The organism is uncultured Marinobacter sp. (assembly GCF_913055835.1).
Classification (GTDB): Bacteria; Pseudomonadota; Gammaproteobacteria; order Pseudomonadales; family Oleiphilaceae; genus Marinobacter.
The window spans coordinates 1-15,871 of the sequence record NZ_CAJXKQ010000028.1; the positions used below are offsets into that span (position 1 = coordinate 1).

At 57.2% G+C, this 15,871-nt stretch carries 15 protein-coding genes and 1 other RNA gene; 6 read left to right on the forward strand and 10 right to left on the reverse strand.

Going from position 1 to position 15,871, the window contains the following annotated elements; translation table 11 throughout:
* Positions 1–158: 158 nt before the first annotated feature.
* The 5 genes from carA to grpE form a co-directional block, all read right to left on the reverse strand.
* Positions 159–1,289: a glutamine-hydrolyzing carbamoyl-phosphate synthase small subunit gene (carA, locus tag QZ534_RS14170; protein ID WP_296935194.1), complete on the reverse strand. Its 1,131-nt coding sequence runs from the start codon at positions 1,287–1,289 to the stop codon at positions 159–161.
* Between the two features lie 194 nt (positions 1,290–1,483).
* On the reverse strand, positions 1,484–2,284 hold the full coding sequence (gene dapB / locus QZ534_RS14175) for a 4-hydroxy-tetrahydrodipicolinate reductase (protein ID WP_296935196.1): 801 nt from the start codon (positions 2,282–2,284) through the stop codon (positions 1,484–1,486).
* A gap of 24 nt (positions 2,285–2,308) precedes the next feature.
* Positions 2,309–3,436 (reverse strand): molecular chaperone DnaJ, encoded by a 1,128-nt coding sequence (gene dnaJ / locus QZ534_RS14180; RefSeq protein WP_296935197.1) that lies wholly within the window; start codon positions 3,434–3,436, stop codon positions 2,309–2,311.
* A 78-nt stretch (positions 3,437–3,514) separates the two neighbouring features.
* A complete protein-coding gene (gene dnaK / locus QZ534_RS14185) occupies positions 3,515–5,440 on the reverse strand; it encodes a molecular chaperone DnaK (RefSeq protein WP_296935198.1) in 1,926 nt (641 codons plus the stop codon).
* A gap of 92 nt (positions 5,441–5,532) precedes the next feature.
* On the reverse strand, positions 5,533–6,132 hold the full coding sequence (gene grpE / locus QZ534_RS14190) for a nucleotide exchange factor GrpE (RefSeq protein ID WP_296935199.1): 600 nt from the start codon (positions 6,130–6,132) through the stop codon (positions 5,533–5,535).
* 255 nt (positions 6,133–6,387) lie between these two features.
* Here grpE and recN point away from each other — a divergent pair, with 255 nt between their 5' ends.
* Entirely contained in the window at positions 6,388–8,067 is a 1,680-nt protein-coding gene (recN, locus tag QZ534_RS14195) for a DNA repair protein RecN (protein ID WP_296935200.1), read from the forward strand.
* Positions 8,068–8,161: 94 nt separating this feature from the next.
* Here the strand turns inward: recN and fur are convergent, their stop codons facing one another.
* The gene (gene fur / locus QZ534_RS14200) at positions 8,162–8,572 is read right to left on the reverse strand and encodes a ferric iron uptake transcriptional regulator (protein WP_296935201.1); all 411 of its coding nucleotides are present in this window, start codon (positions 8,570–8,572) and stop codon (positions 8,162–8,164) included.
* Positions 8,573–8,694: 122 nt separating this feature from the next.
* Between fur and QZ534_RS14205 the strand changes: the two genes are divergently transcribed.
* Positions 8,695–9,021, forward strand: a complete 327-nt coding sequence (locus QZ534_RS14205) for an outer membrane protein assembly factor BamE (protein WP_053113044.1) — start codon at positions 8,695–8,697, stop codon at positions 9,019–9,021.
* Here QZ534_RS14205 and QZ534_RS14210 read toward each other — a convergent pair.
* From QZ534_RS14210 to QZ534_RS14220, 3 genes are all read right to left on the reverse strand, one after another.
* Positions 9,015–9,302 carry an RnfH family protein gene (locus tag QZ534_RS14210; RefSeq protein WP_296935251.1) on the reverse strand — a complete coding sequence of 96 codons (288 nt, stop codon included), beginning with the start codon at positions 9,300–9,302 and terminating at the stop codon, positions 9,015–9,017. The two genes, QZ534_RS14205 and QZ534_RS14210, sit on opposite strands and share 7 nt — an antisense overlap.
* Complete coding sequence (locus tag QZ534_RS14215) at positions 9,302–9,748, reverse strand: type II toxin-antitoxin system RatA family toxin (protein ID WP_296935203.1); 447 nt, start codon at positions 9,746–9,748, stop codon at positions 9,302–9,304. The genes QZ534_RS14210 and QZ534_RS14215 overlap by 1 nt, the downstream gene beginning before the upstream one ends.
* Before the next feature lie 73 nt (positions 9,749–9,821).
* Entirely contained in the window at positions 9,822–11,447 is a 1,626-nt protein-coding gene (locus tag QZ534_RS14220; protein ID WP_296935204.1) for a sodium-dependent transporter, read from the reverse strand.
* Positions 11,448–11,647: 200 nt separating this feature from the next.
* On the opposite strand from QZ534_RS14220, the gene smpB reads away from it, so the two are divergent.
* From smpB to QZ534_RS14240, 4 genes are all read left to right on the forward strand, one after another.
* Entirely contained in the window at positions 11,648–12,127 is a 480-nt protein-coding gene (gene smpB, locus QZ534_RS14225; protein ID WP_064229984.1) for an SsrA-binding protein SmpB, read from the forward strand.
* A 140-nt stretch (positions 12,128–12,267) separates the two neighbouring features.
* A complete protein-coding gene (locus QZ534_RS14230; protein ID WP_296935205.1) occupies positions 12,268–13,686 on the forward strand; it encodes a wax ester/triacylglycerol synthase family O-acyltransferase in 1,419 nt (472 codons plus the stop codon).
* A 90-nt stretch (positions 13,687–13,776) separates the two neighbouring features.
* Positions 13,777–14,141, forward strand: a transfer-messenger RNA (tmRNA) gene (gene ssrA / locus QZ534_RS14235).
* Between the two features lie 78 nt (positions 14,142–14,219).
* The gene (locus QZ534_RS14240) at positions 14,220–15,254 is read left to right on the forward strand and encodes a hypothetical protein (protein WP_296935206.1); all 1,035 of its coding nucleotides are present in this window, start codon (positions 14,220–14,222) and stop codon (positions 15,252–15,254) included.
* Here the strand turns inward: QZ534_RS14240 and QZ534_RS14245 are convergent.
* The gene (locus tag QZ534_RS14245; RefSeq protein ID WP_296935207.1) at positions 15,235–15,768 is read right to left on the reverse strand and encodes a tyrosine-type recombinase/integrase; all 534 of its coding nucleotides are present in this window, start codon (positions 15,766–15,768) and stop codon (positions 15,235–15,237) included. The two genes, QZ534_RS14240 and QZ534_RS14245, sit on opposite strands and share 20 nt — an antisense overlap.
* Positions 15,769–15,871 lie beyond the last annotated feature (103 nt).

Genomic DNA, 15,871 nt, shown 5'->3' on the forward strand with positions numbered 1-15,871 from the left:
AAACTCGCACGCCTGCCCGATCACGATGGGGCCGGCGCCCAGGATCAGGATGCTTTGGATGTCGGTACGTTTTGGCATGTCTTGGTAAACCTGTCAGCAACTTTTGAATTCTGGCAGCGCAGCATGCGGCGCCCGTGAGTTTTCCGTGGCGATCGGCTTCAGGCCGATCGCGTCTCCATCAGGCGGATAAACTCGTCAAACAGCGGGGCCACGTCATGGGGACCGGGGCTGGCTTCCGGGTGGCCCTGGAAGCTGTAGGCCGGCTTGTCGGTCCGGCGAATGCCCTGCAGGGTCCCGTCAAAAAGGGACTTGTGAGTCGCCTCGACATTGGCCGGCAGTGTTGCCTCATCAACGGCAAACCCGTGGTTCTGGCTGGTGATCATCACGGTACCCTTGGCGATATCCTGCACCGGATGGTTGGCGCCGTGGTGGCCGTGCCCCATCTTCATGGTTTTGGCGCCGCTGGCCAGGGCCAGCAACTGGTGACCGAGACAGATACCAAACACCGGGATCTCGGTTTCCAGCACTTCCTTGATCGCGGTGATGGCGTAATCACAGGGCTCGGGGTCCCCGGGGCCGTTGGACAGGAAAACGCCGTCCGGATTCATCGCCAGCACTTCGGAGGCCGGGGTCTGGGCCGGCACTACGGTGATGTCGCAGCCGCGGGAGGCGAGCATGCGCAGGATGTTCAGCTTTACACCGTAATCCCAGGCAACCACCTTGAATTTGCTCTCGCCCTGCTCGCCGTAGCCGTTATCCAGGCTCCACTCGGTCTGATTCCAGGACCAGACTTTCTCGCAGGTCACTTCCTTCGCCAGATCCATGCCCTTGAGGCCAGGGAAAGCTTTGGCCAGTTCCAGTGCCCGCTCGGCGGTGGCGTTCTCGCCCGCCACGACGGCACCGTTCTGGGAGCCTTTGTCCCGGAGGATGCGGGTCAGGCGGCGGGTATCAATGTCGGCGATCCCAACAATGTTGTTGCTTCGCAGGTAATCGTCCAGGCTTCCCTTGCTGCGCCAGTTACTGGCCAGCAGAGGCAGATCGCGAATAATCAGGCCGGCGGCCTGGATGCGGTCTGACTCGATGTCTTCTTCGTTCACACCGGTGTTACCGATATGCGGGTAAGTCAGGGTAACAATCTGGCGGGAGTAGGACGGGTCGGTCAGGATTTCCTGGTAGCCGGTCATGGCGGTGTTGAACACCACTTCACCGCTGGTTTCTCCGTCGGCGCCGATGGCGCTTCCGTAGAACAGGCTTCCGTCTGCGAGTGCAAGGATTGCTGGTGTGCTCAAGGCTTGTATCCTCATCGAGTGGCGTATCGGTTCGTCACGAACAGGAACGCAAGCGCAAATTCAGGTTGCAAAAAAGCGAGACGGAGTCTTAACTCGGTCCCGCTTTTTCAGAAACTTTGTGCAAAGGTACGCTTGGTGCAGTCAAACCGCCTTATTGTAAAAAATATGGCGCTTTGTGTCCACGAGAAATGGCCTCACTTAAGGTCCAGCACATCCTGCATATCATAAAGCCCCGCCGACTTGTCCTTGAGCCACAATGCCGCCCGCATAGCACCCTTGGCAAAGGTCATCCGGCTGCTGGCCTTGTGGGTCACTTCGATGCGTTCACCCTCGGTGGCGAACAGCACGGTGTGGTCACCCACCACGTCACCGGCCCGAATGGTCTCGAAACCGATTTCCTTCCGAGTACGCTCCCCGGTAAAACCTTCGCGACCGTAGACGGCGCATTCTTTCAGGTCGCGCCCGAGAGCATCGGCGACAACCTCGCCCATGCGAAGGGCCGTTCCGGAGGGCGCGTCTTTCTTGTGGCGGTGATGTGCCTCGATGATTTCCACGTCGTAGTCGTCACCCAGGGTTGCGGCGGCGGTGCGCAGCAGGTTGAGGACGACGTTAACGCCCACGCTCATGTTAGGCGCGAACACCACCGGAATGGCCTCGGCCGACAGTGCCAGCTGCTGCTTTTCAGCGTCGGACATGCCGGTGGTGCCGATCACGAGCATTTTACTGTTGGCCTTGCAGAATTCGGCATTCTCAAGGGTCAGGTCCGGGAAGGTGAAATCGACAAGAACGTCGAAATCGTCCTTCACATCGGCCAGGCTGCCCGCCATTTTGACGCCGGTTTTGCCGATACCGGTCATCTCGCCGGCATCAGCGCCGATCAGGCTGCTGCCCGGCTCGACGACTGCGGCGCCCAGCTCAAGGCCTTCGGTGCCGTCAACGGCTTCGATCAGGACTTTTCCCATGCGCCCGGCGGCGCCGATGATTGCTACCCTCATGCTCGCGTTCCTTTTTCAGGCCGATCAGAATTTCATTTCGTCGAAGAAGCTTTTGACACCCTCAAACCAGGAGCTCTTCTTCGGGCCATGCTCGGTGCCGTTGCTGCCATCCAGGGTTTTCTGAAACTCTTCCAGCAGCTCTTTCTGGCGCTTGGTCAGGTTCACCGGTGTTTCCACGATCACGCGACACAGGAGATCACCAGCCGGGCCACCACGAACGGGGCTGACGCCCTTGTTGCGGAGCCGGAACAGCTTGCCGGTCTGGGTTTCGGCCGGAATCTTCAGCTTCACCCGGCCATCCAGTGTCGGCACTTCGAGCTCCCCGCCCAGGGAAGCATCAACGATACTGATGGGTACTTCGCAATACAGGTTGCGACCATCGCGGGTGAAGATGGAATGCTCGCGAACGGCGATCTGTACGTACAGGTCTCCGGGAGGACCGCCATCGATGCCCATTTCGCCTTCGCCGGAGAGCCGGATGCGGTCGCCGGTGTCGACGCCGGGTGGAACCTTGACCGACAGCGTTTTCTCTTCCTGAACCCGACCCTGGCCATGACAGGCCTTACAGGGGTTCTTGATGATCTGGCCCGAGCCGCGACAGGTCGGACACGCCTGCTGTACGGTAAAGAAACCCTGCTGCATGCGCACCTGCCCCATACCCTTACAGGTACCGCAGGTTTCAGGGCGGGAGCCTTTCTCGGCACCGCTGCCTTCGCACACTTCACATTCACGATGTCCTGGAATCTTGATCTGGACCGTTTTGCCTTTTACGGCCTCCTCCAGATCCAGCTCCAGGGTGTAGCGCAGATCGGCGCCACGGGTGTTGCGGCCACGACCGCCACCACCGAAGATATCACCGAATACGTCGCCGAAGATATCGGAGAAGCTGGCACCGCCGCCTCCGAACCCGCCACCGCCGGCCTGGCCGTCAACACCGGCGTGGCCGAACTGGTCATAGGCAGCCCGCTTGGACGGCTCTGCCAGTACTTCGTAGGCTTCGCTGGCCTCCTTGAACTTGTTCTCGGCTTCGGTGTCGTCCGGGTTACGGTCGGGGTGATACTTCATGGCGAGCTTTCGGTAGGCTCGCTTGATTTCCTTCTCGTCCGCATCCCGGGAAATCCCGAGAATCTCGTAATAATCGCGCTTGGCCATGCTTTTAAAACCCTGTTTTTAAACGCGGAAAACGCGGGGAGCTCCCCGCGTTTTCCAACTGCCTGATGTACGTCAGATTTATCGCTTGTCGTCGTCTTTGACTTCTTCGAACTCGGCGTCGACGGCGTCGTCAGACTGCTGGCCCTGGGCTTCTTCCTGCCCACCGGCCTGCTGCGCCTGATCAGCCTGATCTGCATACATCTTCTGGGCCAGCTCGGAAGAGACTTCCGTCAGCTTCTGAGTCTTGGCTTCGATGTCTTCCTTGTCAGAACCTTCAAGAGCTTCTTCCAGCTCTTTAATGGAAGCCTCGATAGACTCTTTCTCGCTGTCGCTGACCTTGTCTCCAGCATCCTTCAGGGTCTTGCGAACGGCGTGAACCATTGCATCACCCTGGTTGCGCACCTGGACCAGCTCTTCGAACTTGCGATCTTCCTCAGCATTCGCTTCGGCATCGCGAACCATCTTCTCGATCTCGTCATCGTTCAGACCGGAAGAGGCCTTGATCACGATGGACTGCTCTTTGCCAGTCGCCTTGTCCTTCGCGGACACGTTCAGAATACCGTTGGCGTCGATATCGAAGGTAACTTCGATCTGCGGCACACCACGCGGCGCCGGCGGAATATCGGCCAGGTCGAAACGGCCCAGAGACTTGTTCTGGTTCGCCTGCTTGCGTTCACCCTGAACCACGTGAATGGTCACGGCAGTCTGGTTGTCGTCCGCAGTGGAGAAGGTCTGCGACTTCTTGGTCGGGATCGTGGTGTTCTTCTCGATCAGCGGCGTTGCCACGCCACCCATGGTTTCGATACCCAGGGTCAGCGGGGTTACGTCCAGCAGCAGTACGTCTTTCACGTCGCCAGACAGCACGGCCGCCTGGATCGCAGCACCCATGGCCACGGCTTCGTCCGGGTTAACGTCCTTGCGGGCTTCTTTGCCGAAGAACTCTTTAACCTTTTCCTGAACCAGCGGCATACGGGTCTGGCCACCAACCAGGATAACCTCGTCGATTTCGCCAGCCTTCATGCCTGCGTCTTCCAGAGCCACTTTACAGGGCTCAAGGCTGCGCTGGACCAGATCTTCCACCAGGGACTCCAGCTTGGCGCGGGTCAGCTTCACGTTCATGTGCTTGGGACCGGACGCATCTGCAGTGATGTACGGCAGGTTAACGTCGGTCTGCTGGCTGCTGGAAAGCTCGATCTTCGCCTTCTCGCCAGCTTCTTTCAGACGCTGCATCGCCAGGGAGTCGCCGCGCAGGTCGATACCGCTGTCTTTCTTGAACTGGTCTGCCAGGTACTCGATGATCTTCAGGTCGAAGTCTTCACCACCAAGGAAGGTGTCACCGTTGGTGGCCAGAACCTCGAACTGGTGCTCACCGTCCACATCCGCAATTTCGATGATGGACAGGTCAAAGGTACCACCACCCAGGTCATATACAGCCACGGTGCGGTCGCCGCTCTTCTTGTCCAGGCCATAAGCCAGGGCAGCCGCGGTCGGCTCGTTGATGATCCGCTTCACCTCCAGACCGGCGATCTTGCCTGCATCTTTGGTCGCCTGGCGCTGGCTATCATTGAAGTAGGCCGGCACGGTGATAACCGCTTCGGTGACTTTCTCGCCCAGGTAGTCTTCTGCAGTCTTCTTCATCTTCTTGAGAACTTCTGCAGACACCTGCGGCGGCGCCATTTTGTCGCCCTTCACTTCTACCCAGGCATCACCGTTATCCGCCTTGGTAATCTTGTAGGGCACCATCTTGATGTCCTTCTGAACGACATCGTCTTCGAAACGACGACCGATCAGACGCTTGATCGCGTACAGGGTGTTGTTCGGGTTGGTTACCGCCTGGCGCTTGGCTGACTGGCCAACCAGGGTCTCGCCATCGTCGGTGTAGGCGATGATGGACGGGGTGGTGCGATCACCCTCGGCGTTCTCGATAACCTTTACCTTGTCGCCATCCATGATGGCCACACAGGAGTTGGTCGTTCCCAGATCGATACCGATAATCTTGCTCATTGAGTCACTCCGATTCTTCTGAATGCTTTCCCGGAGGGCATTTGCCTCCGCTGTCGCTATTTACTGGCTATATTGGCGCTTTAATCGGCTTTTCAAGCCTGCTCATCAATTTTTGGTGCATCTTCCGCTTTGGCGACCATCACCATGGCCGGACGTACCACACGGCCATTCAGCAGATAGCCTTTCTGCACCACGGCAACCACACTGTTGGGCTCTGCATCCGGCGCAGGCACCATGGACATGGCTTCGTGCTGCTGGGGATCGAACGGTTCGCCCACGGGGTTGATCTGCTCAACGTTGAACTTCTTCAGGCTGGACATGAACAGGCTCAGGGTCATCTCCACGCCTTCGCGGATGGAGGCAACCAGCTCGCCTGATTCCTCGTGCCCTTCGGTGCTTTCAACCGCCTTTTCAAGACTGTCTGCAACCGGCAGCAGCTCTTTCACAAACTTTTCCAGGGCAAACTTGTGGGCCTTCTCCACATCAATCTCGGCACGGCGCCGAACGTTCTGCATCTCCGCCTGGGAGCGCAGCATCTGCTCCTGAAACTCCTGAACCTGGGCCTTGAGCGCTTCCACTTCGGAGACTTCGCCCTCACCAGATTCTGTTTCAGCAGACTGGGCTTCTTCTTTGGCAGCCTCGAGGGCTTCGCTCAGATCCTCGTGCTCATTCCGGTTCTCGTCAGTGCTCATGGCTACTCCTGCTTGTTCCAAAGCGGCCCGCTGTCAGTGGCCGGTTAAACATGGGCTCCGGCCGCGGCGAGCCGGAAAATGTCGTTGCGAACGGATATGGGGCTCGCTCTTCAGGTTTCAACCACCAATGCCTGCATTCCTGAAGAAAATCCCCTACTCAGGTTTGCAAACACCAAAAACCCTGTATATATTCACAGTCACTGTATACATCCACAGTGTTTTGCCGGTCTCAGGAAGAACGCGGAGGTTATCTGCATGCTGACTCAACTTACGGTTTCCAATTACGCCATTGCGGAACGGGTGGAACTCCAGTTCAACAAGGGCATGACAGCACTCACGGGCGAGACCGGCGCCGGCAAATCCATTGTGCTGGACGCCCTGGGCCTGGCCATGGGCGGGCGCGCAGATGCCGGTGCGGTGCGTCATGGCGCCAAGCGCGCCGATATCACCGCCACATTCGATGTATCCAGCATTCCCGAGGCGGGAGACTGGCTGGCCCAGCATGAGCTTGATGACGAAAACGACTGCATTCTGCGCCGGGTAATCAGCAAAGATGGCCGCTCCCGCGCCTACATCAATGGCCAGCCCTGCCCGCTGAATCATCTGAAGGAACTCGGCGGGCTGTTGATGGACATTCACAGCCAGCATCAACATCAGTCCCTGTTACGCAAGGATACCCACCGCAAGCTGGTGGACGAGTTTGCCGGCGTTGAAGCTCTTGCCGCCGATACCCGCGAAGCCTGGAAAACCTGGAACCAGGTCCGCCAGCGGCTGACCGAGCGCCAGCAGAATGCCGATGAAGCGGAGGCCAAGCTGCAACTGCTGCGTTACCAGGTGGAAGAACTGGATCGCCTGGCTCTGGAAGACGGCGAGCAGGAGCAGCTGGAACAGGAGCAGGCCCAACTGAGCCAGGCCGACACGGTTCTGCACAACAGCCACCAGGCGGCCCTGCTTTGCACGGAAGATGAAACCAGCGCGGCTGACCTGGTTCGCCAGGCGCTGCAGCAACTGGAACAGCTTCCCGTAGATGTGCCTGCATTGGCCGACACCATCCAGATGCTGAATGAAGCCCAGATCCAGATCAGTGAGGCCGGCGACAACCTGCGCCACTTTGTCGAAGACTATGAGGCCGATCCGGCTCGCCTGACGGAAGTTGAAGAACGGCTGAGCGCCATTTACCAGATGGCCCGAAAGCACCGGATCACTCCGGAGGAATTACCGGAACTGCATCAGCGCCTCAGCGCCGAACTGTCGGAACTGGACGGCGGTGAAGGCAGCCTGGAACAACTGGAAGCAGAACTGGAAAGCCAGCGCGGACGTTTCGACGAACTGGCAGGCAAGCTGTCAGAGGCCCGCGCCAAAGCCGCTGCCGAGCTGGACCAACGGGTCGCAGCCGAGCTTGCCCAGCTGAGCATGCCCAACATGCAGTTCATTACCCATCTGAATCGCAGCAACGGCGAGGAACCGGCACCCCACGGCCTGGAAGAGATTGAATTCCTGGTCAGCGCCAACCCCGGGCAGCCGGCGCGGCCACTGGCCAAAGTGGCCTCCGGCGGCGAGCTGTCGCGGATCAGCCTTGCCATCCAGGTGGTGGTAGCGCAGACCTCCACTACGCCTACGCTGGTCTTCGATGAGGTGGATGTCGGCATTGGCGGCGGTACGGCCGAAGTGGTTGGCCGGCTACTCCGGACGCTTGGCAGCAACGGCCAGGTACTTTGCGTGACCCATCTGCCGCAAGTAGCGGCCCAGTGTCACCAGCACCTGTTTGTCAGCAAGTTTACCGAGCGCGATGCCACCTTCTCGAAAATCGAGACACTGGATGACCAGGGCAGAATCAGTGAAGTGGCGAGAATGCTGGGAGGCGTGGATATGACAGAGCACACGATTGCCCATGCCAGGGAGATGTTTTCAAAGGGGCAGGCAACCCATCACTGAGCCGCGAGCTACTTTCCACTACCCCTCTCGATCCTGAGAGCTGTTGGGGCGGGCAAAACCCGCCCCTTTTTTCGTCAGGCCGACCGGATCAGATTCAGGACTTGATGGGCTTTACGTAAAGAATCAGGCTGTGATCGACGATTTCATAGCCGTGCTCTTCGGCAATTTTTTTCTGGCGTTCTTCAATGATCTCGTCGACGAACTCGACAACCTCGCCAGTCTGGGTGCAGACCATATGGTCGTGGTGATCGTCGCCAGCCATCTCGAACACGGCGTGGCCGCCTTCGAAGTTGTGGCGGAGAACCAGACCCGCCGCCTCAAACTGGGTCAGAACCCGGTAGACTGTTGCCAGCCCCACGTCATCGCCTTGCTCCAGAAGCTTCTTGTACACATCTTCGGCACTGAGATGATGCTCCTCTGCTGTCTCCAGAATATTGAAGATCTTCACGCGTGGCAGCGTCACTTTCAGACCGACTTTTCGTAATTCGGCGTTTTCAGATGACATGTTACTATTCACTCTTTGGTGTGCCTCACGGCTTCCGGTATGATGGAGCCGCCATTGAACGGTCAACCCGTGTCACACCTGCCTCTGGCAGGCGATTTCAAGATAGAGGATTTCCCCCGGCGATGCAAAAGCTCACAGCTCTCATTCTCACTTTCGTTCTATCCGGTTGCGTATTCCCGGGCGTCTACAAAATCAACGTCCAGCAGGGAAACATCGTTACCGATGAGGAGCTGACGCAGCTGACCGAAGGCATGCCCCGCAGCCAGGTGCACGCCGTAATGGGAACGCCCCTCATGCTGAACCCGGTTGACCCCTCCCGCGAATACTATGTCTATACCTTCCAGAGAGAGGGCGGGGACATCCAGGAACAAAGAATCATCGTTTACTACGAAAACGACCAGTACGCCTATTACGAGGCCCAGCTGCTCGAGGAAACCCCGGCCTACTGAGCCTGGTCTTTCTTTTTCGCCCGGTTCAGTCGCGCCTGCTTCGGATCGATCTTGAGCGGGCGATACAGCTCCACCCGGTCGCCTTCGCGAAGCACGTGGGCAGCCGGGTCTTTAATAACCTTTCCGAACACACCCATATCGATGGTATCGGGATCAATCTCCGGAAAAATATCGGTGATTCCAGAGAGCTTGGCCGCCTCAAGAGCCGTGGTTCCCTCCGGCACGTTCACCGGCACAATTTCCTGGCGGTCAGGCCGGGCATAGGCCACTTCCACCTGCATCATGCTCCCTCCTTCCGGTAAAGCTCATCAGCACGGCGACAGAACGCATCCACCATGGTATTGGCCGCCTGGCTGAAAACGGGCCCGAACGTCATCCTTGAAAGCGATCCGGAGAACTCGAACTCCAGGGTCAGGATCACCTTGCATGCGTTCTCGTCCAGGGATTTGAAATGCCAGCGGCCGGTCAGGTTACGAAAAGGGCCGTCCACCAGGTTCATCTCGATCGCCTCTGGCATCAGCAACTGATTGCAGGTAGTCAGCTTGTGGCGCACTCCACCCTTGGCAATCTCCAGAGACGCAGTAACCTGCTCCGGCTGCCGCTCGTGAATCTCCGCGCCCGCGCACCATGGCAAAAACTCCGGATAACGGGCAATGTCATTGACCAGGTGAAACATGCGCTCGGCGGAGTGCATAACCAAAGCTGTTTTATCAATCTGATGGGGCATTGGAACCGGTTGTCCTGCTTGCAAACACGCTGTGATAAAGATTGCGGACTTCTGGGAAGGAAGACAGCCTTAATCACACGCTATGATAAAGGATATCGTCCTGTTTTGGGGCTTTTTCGCCTGACTTACCATCATCGCTCTCTTCGCCCGGCAATTTCTGCTCCGCTGCAGGCGCCGTCTTGTCGCCCTCAGCCGTATTCTGATCAGATTTCGCGCCTGTCGGGGCAAATGGGCGATCTTTCGGTGGCGCCGCACCGTCCTCAGAAATCATGGCGGCAGGCTGCTCGCACCAGGCCGCCGCATTACCGTTACTGCACAGGTTAACCAGGGAAAAGGCCGTGTATTGCACGCCGATCCAGGCTACTACCAATGGCAGCACCAAGCGCATCACCCAGAACCAGATGCCTGCGAACAGCCTCGGTGCAGCGCCCAGCATGGTACCGGAAAGATGCCGGGTCAGGCACCAACCAGTAAACAGGGCGATCAGGATTGCCACCATAGGAATCAGCAAGCCACCGGTGACCAGTTCAAGCCAACGGAACAGCGTAGCGCCGCCAACCCGCTGTTCGGCCCATGCGTTAAACGACAGCAGGGATGCGAGCCCCGCCAGCCAAACCGCCAGGCCGATAAGCAGCACCGACAGACTTCTCGGCGCGCCCGTCCACTCCCGGAACCAGCCAACAATCGGCTCAAGCAGGTTCAGCGACGTGGTCCATACGATCAGCACCACCAACAGGAATACGGCCGCAATGACGAACTGGCTTGCCGGCAACTGGGCCAGTGTTACCGGCATAGAGACAAACAGCAGGCTGAAGCCCCGCTCACCGTCAAAGCTGTTGCCGTCGGTTGCAATCGCGAAAATCATCAGGCCCGCGACGATGGCCACTAGGGTATCCATCAGCACCACTGCCAGAATGGAGCGTTTCAGGCGGGTATGGGGCGTGGTGTAGGAACCCAGTATCGCCCAGACACCCATCCCGAGGCCGAGCGTGAAAAAGGCATGGAACAGGGCCGCCTTCAGACTCTCCCAGGAAAGATTCTCCGGATGCATTGCCAGGATGTGATCGATGGCACCATCGATCCGCCCGTGCCAGGCGGCCAGGGCAAAGAGCACAAGCATCAGCACGAGGGCGCCGGGCACCACCACCCGCAGCGCCCGCTCCAACCCTTTCACGACACCCTGCGCCGAGACCCAGAGCACTAGCAGCAGAAAAAAGACATGCCACCCCATGAATATCCGGTATTCCCTCGGATCTGACACCAGGCCCGCCAGAATGCCGGTTGCCTCTGACTCACCGGCACCGGAAAACCGGCCAAGCGCCCCGAAGAACACGTAAGCCAGTGCAATGGCGCCGAATACTGCAGTGAACGAGAGCACCAGAAAGGCTGCCAGTATGCTGAGCCGGCCAACCGCCATCCACGCCCGGGACTGCTTGGCACTCCGGATCAGCCCATCCATAGCCAGGACAATTCCGTGACGGGCATACCGACCAATGGCCGCTTCGGTGACCATCAGCGGCAGGGTAACCAGCAACAGGCAGGCAAGATAAAGCAGGATGAACAGGCCACCACCATGCAGGCTGGCCAGATAAGGGAACTGCCAAAGGTTGGCAAGGCCCACGGTAGCGCCCACGGCGGCCCAGAAGAAGGTTGATTTTCGGGTAAAGGACCCGATATGTGTCTGATACGGCGTAGGCATTCGCGTCCCTGAGGCCTCTGAGCAGGTCGGGGAGAAGGTCTGGGCCAGTATTGTAGCTGAAGGATCCCCCGGCGCACGAACCAGAAGCCGCCACAACGCTGATTTCGTGACCGGTCTGGCACTGTTGGGCTACAATGCGCCTTTTTCCGGCTGCAGCAAGGCCGGCCCGTTCATTCGTCCGACCCCGGATTCATTGATTCATGAGCAAGAAAAAACCCGGAACGCCGAGCAACACCATTGCGCTGAACAAAAAGGCGAAACACGAGTATCACATCGAGGAACGCTTTGAAGCGGGCCTCGCCCTGCTGGGCTGGGAAGTGAAATCCCTCCGTGCCGGCAAGGCCCAGCTGGTGGACGCCTATGTGCTGCTCAAGGACGGCGAAGCCTGGTTGCTCGGTTCTCACATTACCCCGTTGATTGCGGCGTCCACCCACGTGATCGCAGACCCCACGCGCACCCGCAAGCTTCTGCTCCACGCCAAGGAGATTGCCAAGATTGTCGGCAAGGTGAACCAGGCCGGTTACACCTGCATTCCGCTGGCACTGTACTGGAAGAACAACAAGGTGAAGTGCGAAATTGCCCTGGTGAAAGGCAAGAAACTGTTCGACAAGCGCGCCACGGAGAAAGAGCGCGACTGGAACCGCCAGAAGCAGCGAATCCTGCGCGAAGCCAACGTTTGATTCCACTCCCCAAGAATTAACAAATACCTGACGCCGGTCATGGCCGGCGCGCACAGGTATGTCGCATACTCACTCTCTTTGTTCAGAATTCCAACAGGCCTATACTCGGGAATTCCGGTGCAGGGCAAAGGGAGCCGCTTATGTCACCCAAACAGATACCAATGTCTGCCGTGGATCGCGCGTGGCTGCGCATGGATTCGCCCCAGAACCCCATGATGATCTGTGGCGTGTGGACGCTGGAAAAGCCGCTTTCGATGAGCCGCCTCAGGCACACCCTCGAAGAACGGTTTCTCTGTTTCAACCGGTTCAAGCAACGGGTCATCGACACCGGAGACCGGGCCTACTGGCAGGACGACCCCCTGTTCGACCTGGACAACCACCTGCACCGCATCGCCCTGCCGGGCAAAGCCGACAAGGCCGAGCTCCAGAAGCTGGTCAGTGACATGAACAGCACGTCCCTGGATTTCCGGCAACCGCTCTGGCAAATGCACTACATCGACAATTACGGCGACGGCGGCGCGCTGCTGATCCGCATTCACCACTGCATTGCCGATGGCATTTCACTAGTGCGGGTGATGCTGTCACTCACCGACAAAACGCCGGAACCCAGGCTCGGCAAAGTGGCTCGCAAACGCCGCTCCAAACCCCGCCAGAGATCGGCAATCCAGAGCTTCCTGCACCGTGCCGTAGACAGTGCGCAAACGGCGACCAATCAGGCGAAACTGTTCATTCAATCCGTGCGTGATGAGCCCAACTACCCCCTGAAACTGGCCACTACCGCCAGCGGCGTCGCCTTCGACCTGCTCAAGCTTGGCCTGGCCCCGGTAGAGCCCAAAACCGGATTGAAGGAACCACTATCCGGGCGCAAGCAGGTGGCCTGGGCCGATCCTCTCGATCTTGCCGAAGTAAAAGCCTGCGCCAAGGCCCTCGGCGGCACCATTAACGATGCCCTGCTCTGCACAGTCACAGGGGCCTTGCAGCGGCATTTTGCAGCCCATAAGGAGACGATTCCCGAGTGCGGAATTCGCGTGGCGGTGCCGTTCAACCTTCGGCCTCTGGATCAGCCCATAGAAACCCTTGGCAACAAGTTCGGCCTGGTACTGGTTACCCTGCCGGTGGAAGTGATGGACCCGCTCATGTGCTTCCGGCAGGTGCAGGAGAACATGAACCGCCTCAAGCAGTCCTATCAGGCCCAGGTTACCTACAGCCTGCTTGATATCTTCGGCCGGGGCCCCGATGTTATTGAACGAAGGGCGCTGGACCTGCTCAGCAACAAGGCCTCTGCCGTGCTGACCAACGTACCCGGCCCGAAAGAGCCCCTGTACCTGGCGGGCAGCAAGCTGACCCAGCCCATGTTCTGGGTACCTCAGAGCGGCAGCATCGGAATCGGCATGAGCATCCTCAGTTACGCCGGCACCGTGCAATTCGGCATCACCGTGGACAAAGCCATTCACGCCGACCCGGATGCCGTGATGAATTACTTCCGGGAAAGCTTCGAGGCCCTGAGCCACGCGGCTCTGGCCGGCCGGCAGGATGCCATCGAACGCAAGGCCAGCTAGGGCTGTAGGTACATATACAGCCCTCCAGGGACAAAACTGCAACAAACAAACCTTGAAGTCCGGCAAACCGGACACATATACTGATCATAAGGGGACGACATGGCTTCGACGCCGGTGGCGAACCCTTGAGTGCATGTCGAGATGGCAGCCAATCTCGTTAATCCAAAGCTGCAACGCAATAGTCGCAAACGACGAAAACTACGCACTAGCAGCGTAAGCTGCTAGTCGTCCTGACCGGGTCGCCCGTAGCCCGGAAGCAACATCTCAGGACGTCATCGCTTACGGGATGCTCCGTTACCCAGAGTTCACTGGTTAACGGCTAAGATTTAAAGAACTCGGTTCTTGCACCCTGGCTCTCGGGTCGCTTGAACTTAAATCAATCGAGAGACGCTAAACATGTAGACCTCAAGGCTGAGTACTGGCGGACGCGGGTTCAATTCCCGCCGTCTCCACCAAACAACCAAGAGAAAGCCCCTGATTTCAGGGGCTTTTTTCGTTTCAGACCCTTCAGAATACAACGGAATGTCCACGATATGGCCACAACTAGAGAGGGAATACGCCGAATATGGGAAAAGATCGGCGAACCCATGGAAGCGACAAACCATTTGCACGACACCCGAATGTTTCGAACAGCGATCTACGGACCGGCAATCGCTGCTTTAATAGTGGGTCTGATCGGATACTTTTTCTCTCCTGTCGAGGCTGATTGGACGTTAAACGGCTTCAACAACTTTATTGCACTATTCAAGCTACCTATTGGGATGGCGAGTTTGGCGATACCTTTTGGAGCGTTAATTGCCTCTCACCACAGATCCATTCAGTCTGCGAGACAAATAGAATCACAACAGCAACAACACACCTTTTCAAACTACATCAAACACAAAGAATACTTCGGCAAATTTTTGGATGATGAGGGAATATTGGACGGTTCCTACTCTTTTGCAGCGAAAGAAAAAAAGGTGTACCAAGCTCTATTCCCCAACGCCAGAAAAGGTTATCTCGATTTCGAGTTCGAATGGATTGAAAAGCAATATTTAACAACGTTGATCGCCAACCTCAAAGCTGAAGTGGGCAAGGTTACTTGGGACAACCGCGAACACATCGGGTCGGTACTAAATGATGTCGCTGAACTGAAACAGGCCATTGCAGACGAATTCGAACTCGAGATTGTGGACCTGATTATCAATAAAGACATTGAGACTCTGTCCAGTCAGGTCCAAAACCTCGGCATCACCATGTCCCATTTGTACTCCGCTTCGACGTTCTTCAGCGAAAATGAAAGCACACAGGAAATATACGACTGGAGCATTAAGATCAAAGTGCTCCGTCACAGCCTAGATGTTGTAAAGAACTTTGATTACGCCCAACAACGGATCAAAGAAATTGCCCTTAACGCAATGTCCAGCAACATGGCGCCCTTGAACCAAGATCAGAGGTCAGATCTGCTAAGACTGCTAGGCAAGGAGTCAGGAGAAAAGCTGAAATCGATACGACAAAACCTATCTGAGCTCCCAACAGCAGACGAAATCGTCAAACAGCTCGAAGAATTTAAATATCTTCAAACCTAGGTCCATGCACACAAGCGCTTTCAAGGTGTGTGGGAGAAAGGTGCGCATACCTCATAGTAATAATGATGCTTGAGTGGCCGAGGATTCTCTGCAGAATGAGAATATCGCCTCCATTCATCACGAAGTGACTTGCGAAAGTGTGCCTCATTACATGGGCAGCTTGACCCGCAGGAAGCTGAATACCCGATTTAACGAGAGCACGACGAAATGCAGATAACGAAAAGCTGAAACCTCCCTGCTCTTTCAGATGCTTTCGTATTTCCTCAAACAGCTCTTCGCTGACTGGAACCGACCTCGACTTTCCGCTCTTGGTGTTCACGAACGTAAGCTTCCCTTCCTGGACGTGACGCAGTTGCAGAATCTCAGCCTCTCTCCACCTTGAACCGGTTGCCAAGCAAATTCTGGTCAGAAGGTGAACGTGTGGATTCTGACTAAAGTCCTCGATGGTTTTGAGAAGATGCCTTATCTGCTGGACCGTGAGCCAAGATAGCTCCCTTTCATCCAGGCGGATCATATCGACGTTCTTGATCGGGTTGTCGAATTCAATTTCGTTCAGCCGGTTCAGCTGAAACGGGGATGTTTACAGTTGCAGGTGGTTAGTACGTTTTCAGAAAATG

Coding starts and splice junctions, on each gene's coding strand:
- dapB (WP_296935196.1), bottom strand. CDS start 2,284: ATGAGGGTAGCAATCATCGGCGCCGCCGGGCGCATGGGAAAAGTCCTG.
- dnaJ (WP_296935197.1), bottom strand. CDS start 3,436: ATGGCCAAGCGCGATTATTACGAGATTCTCGGGATTTCCCGGGATGCG.
- dnaK (WP_296935198.1), bottom strand. CDS start 5,440: ATGAGCAAGATTATCGGTATCGATCTGGGAACGACCAACTCCTGTGTG.
- grpE (WP_296935199.1), bottom strand. CDS start 6,132: ATGAGCACTGACGAGAACCGGAATGAGCACGAGGATCTGAGCGAAGCC.
- recN (WP_296935200.1), top strand. CDS start 6,388: ATGCTGACTCAACTTACGGTTTCCAATTACGCCATTGCGGAACGGGTG.
- fur (WP_296935201.1), bottom strand. CDS start 8,572: ATGTCATCTGAAAACGCCGAATTACGAAAAGTCGGTCTGAAAGTGACG.
- QZ534_RS14205 (WP_053113044.1), top strand. CDS start 8,695: ATGCAAAAGCTCACAGCTCTCATTCTCACTTTCGTTCTATCCGGTTGC.
- QZ534_RS14210 (WP_296935251.1), bottom strand. CDS start 9,302: ATGCAGGTGGAAGTGGCCTATGCCCGGCCTGACCGCCAGGAAATTGTG.
- QZ534_RS14215 (WP_296935203.1), bottom strand. CDS start 9,748: ATGCCCCATCAGATTGATAAAACAGCTTTGGTTATGCACTCCGCCGAG.
- QZ534_RS14220 (WP_296935204.1), bottom strand. CDS start 11,447: ATGCCTACGCCGTATCAGACACATATCGGGTCCTTTACCCGAAAATCA.
- smpB (WP_064229984.1), top strand. CDS start 11,648: ATGAGCAAGAAAAAACCCGGAACGCCGAGCAACACCATTGCGCTGAAC.
- QZ534_RS14230 (WP_296935205.1), top strand. CDS start 12,268: ATGTCACCCAAACAGATACCAATGTCTGCCGTGGATCGCGCGTGGCTG.
- QZ534_RS14240 (WP_296935206.1), top strand. CDS start 14,220: ATGGCCACAACTAGAGAGGGAATACGCCGAATATGGGAAAAGATCGGC.
- QZ534_RS14245 (WP_296935207.1), bottom strand. CDS start 15,768: ATGATCCGCCTGGATGAAAGGGAGCTATCTTGGCTCACGGTCCAGCAG.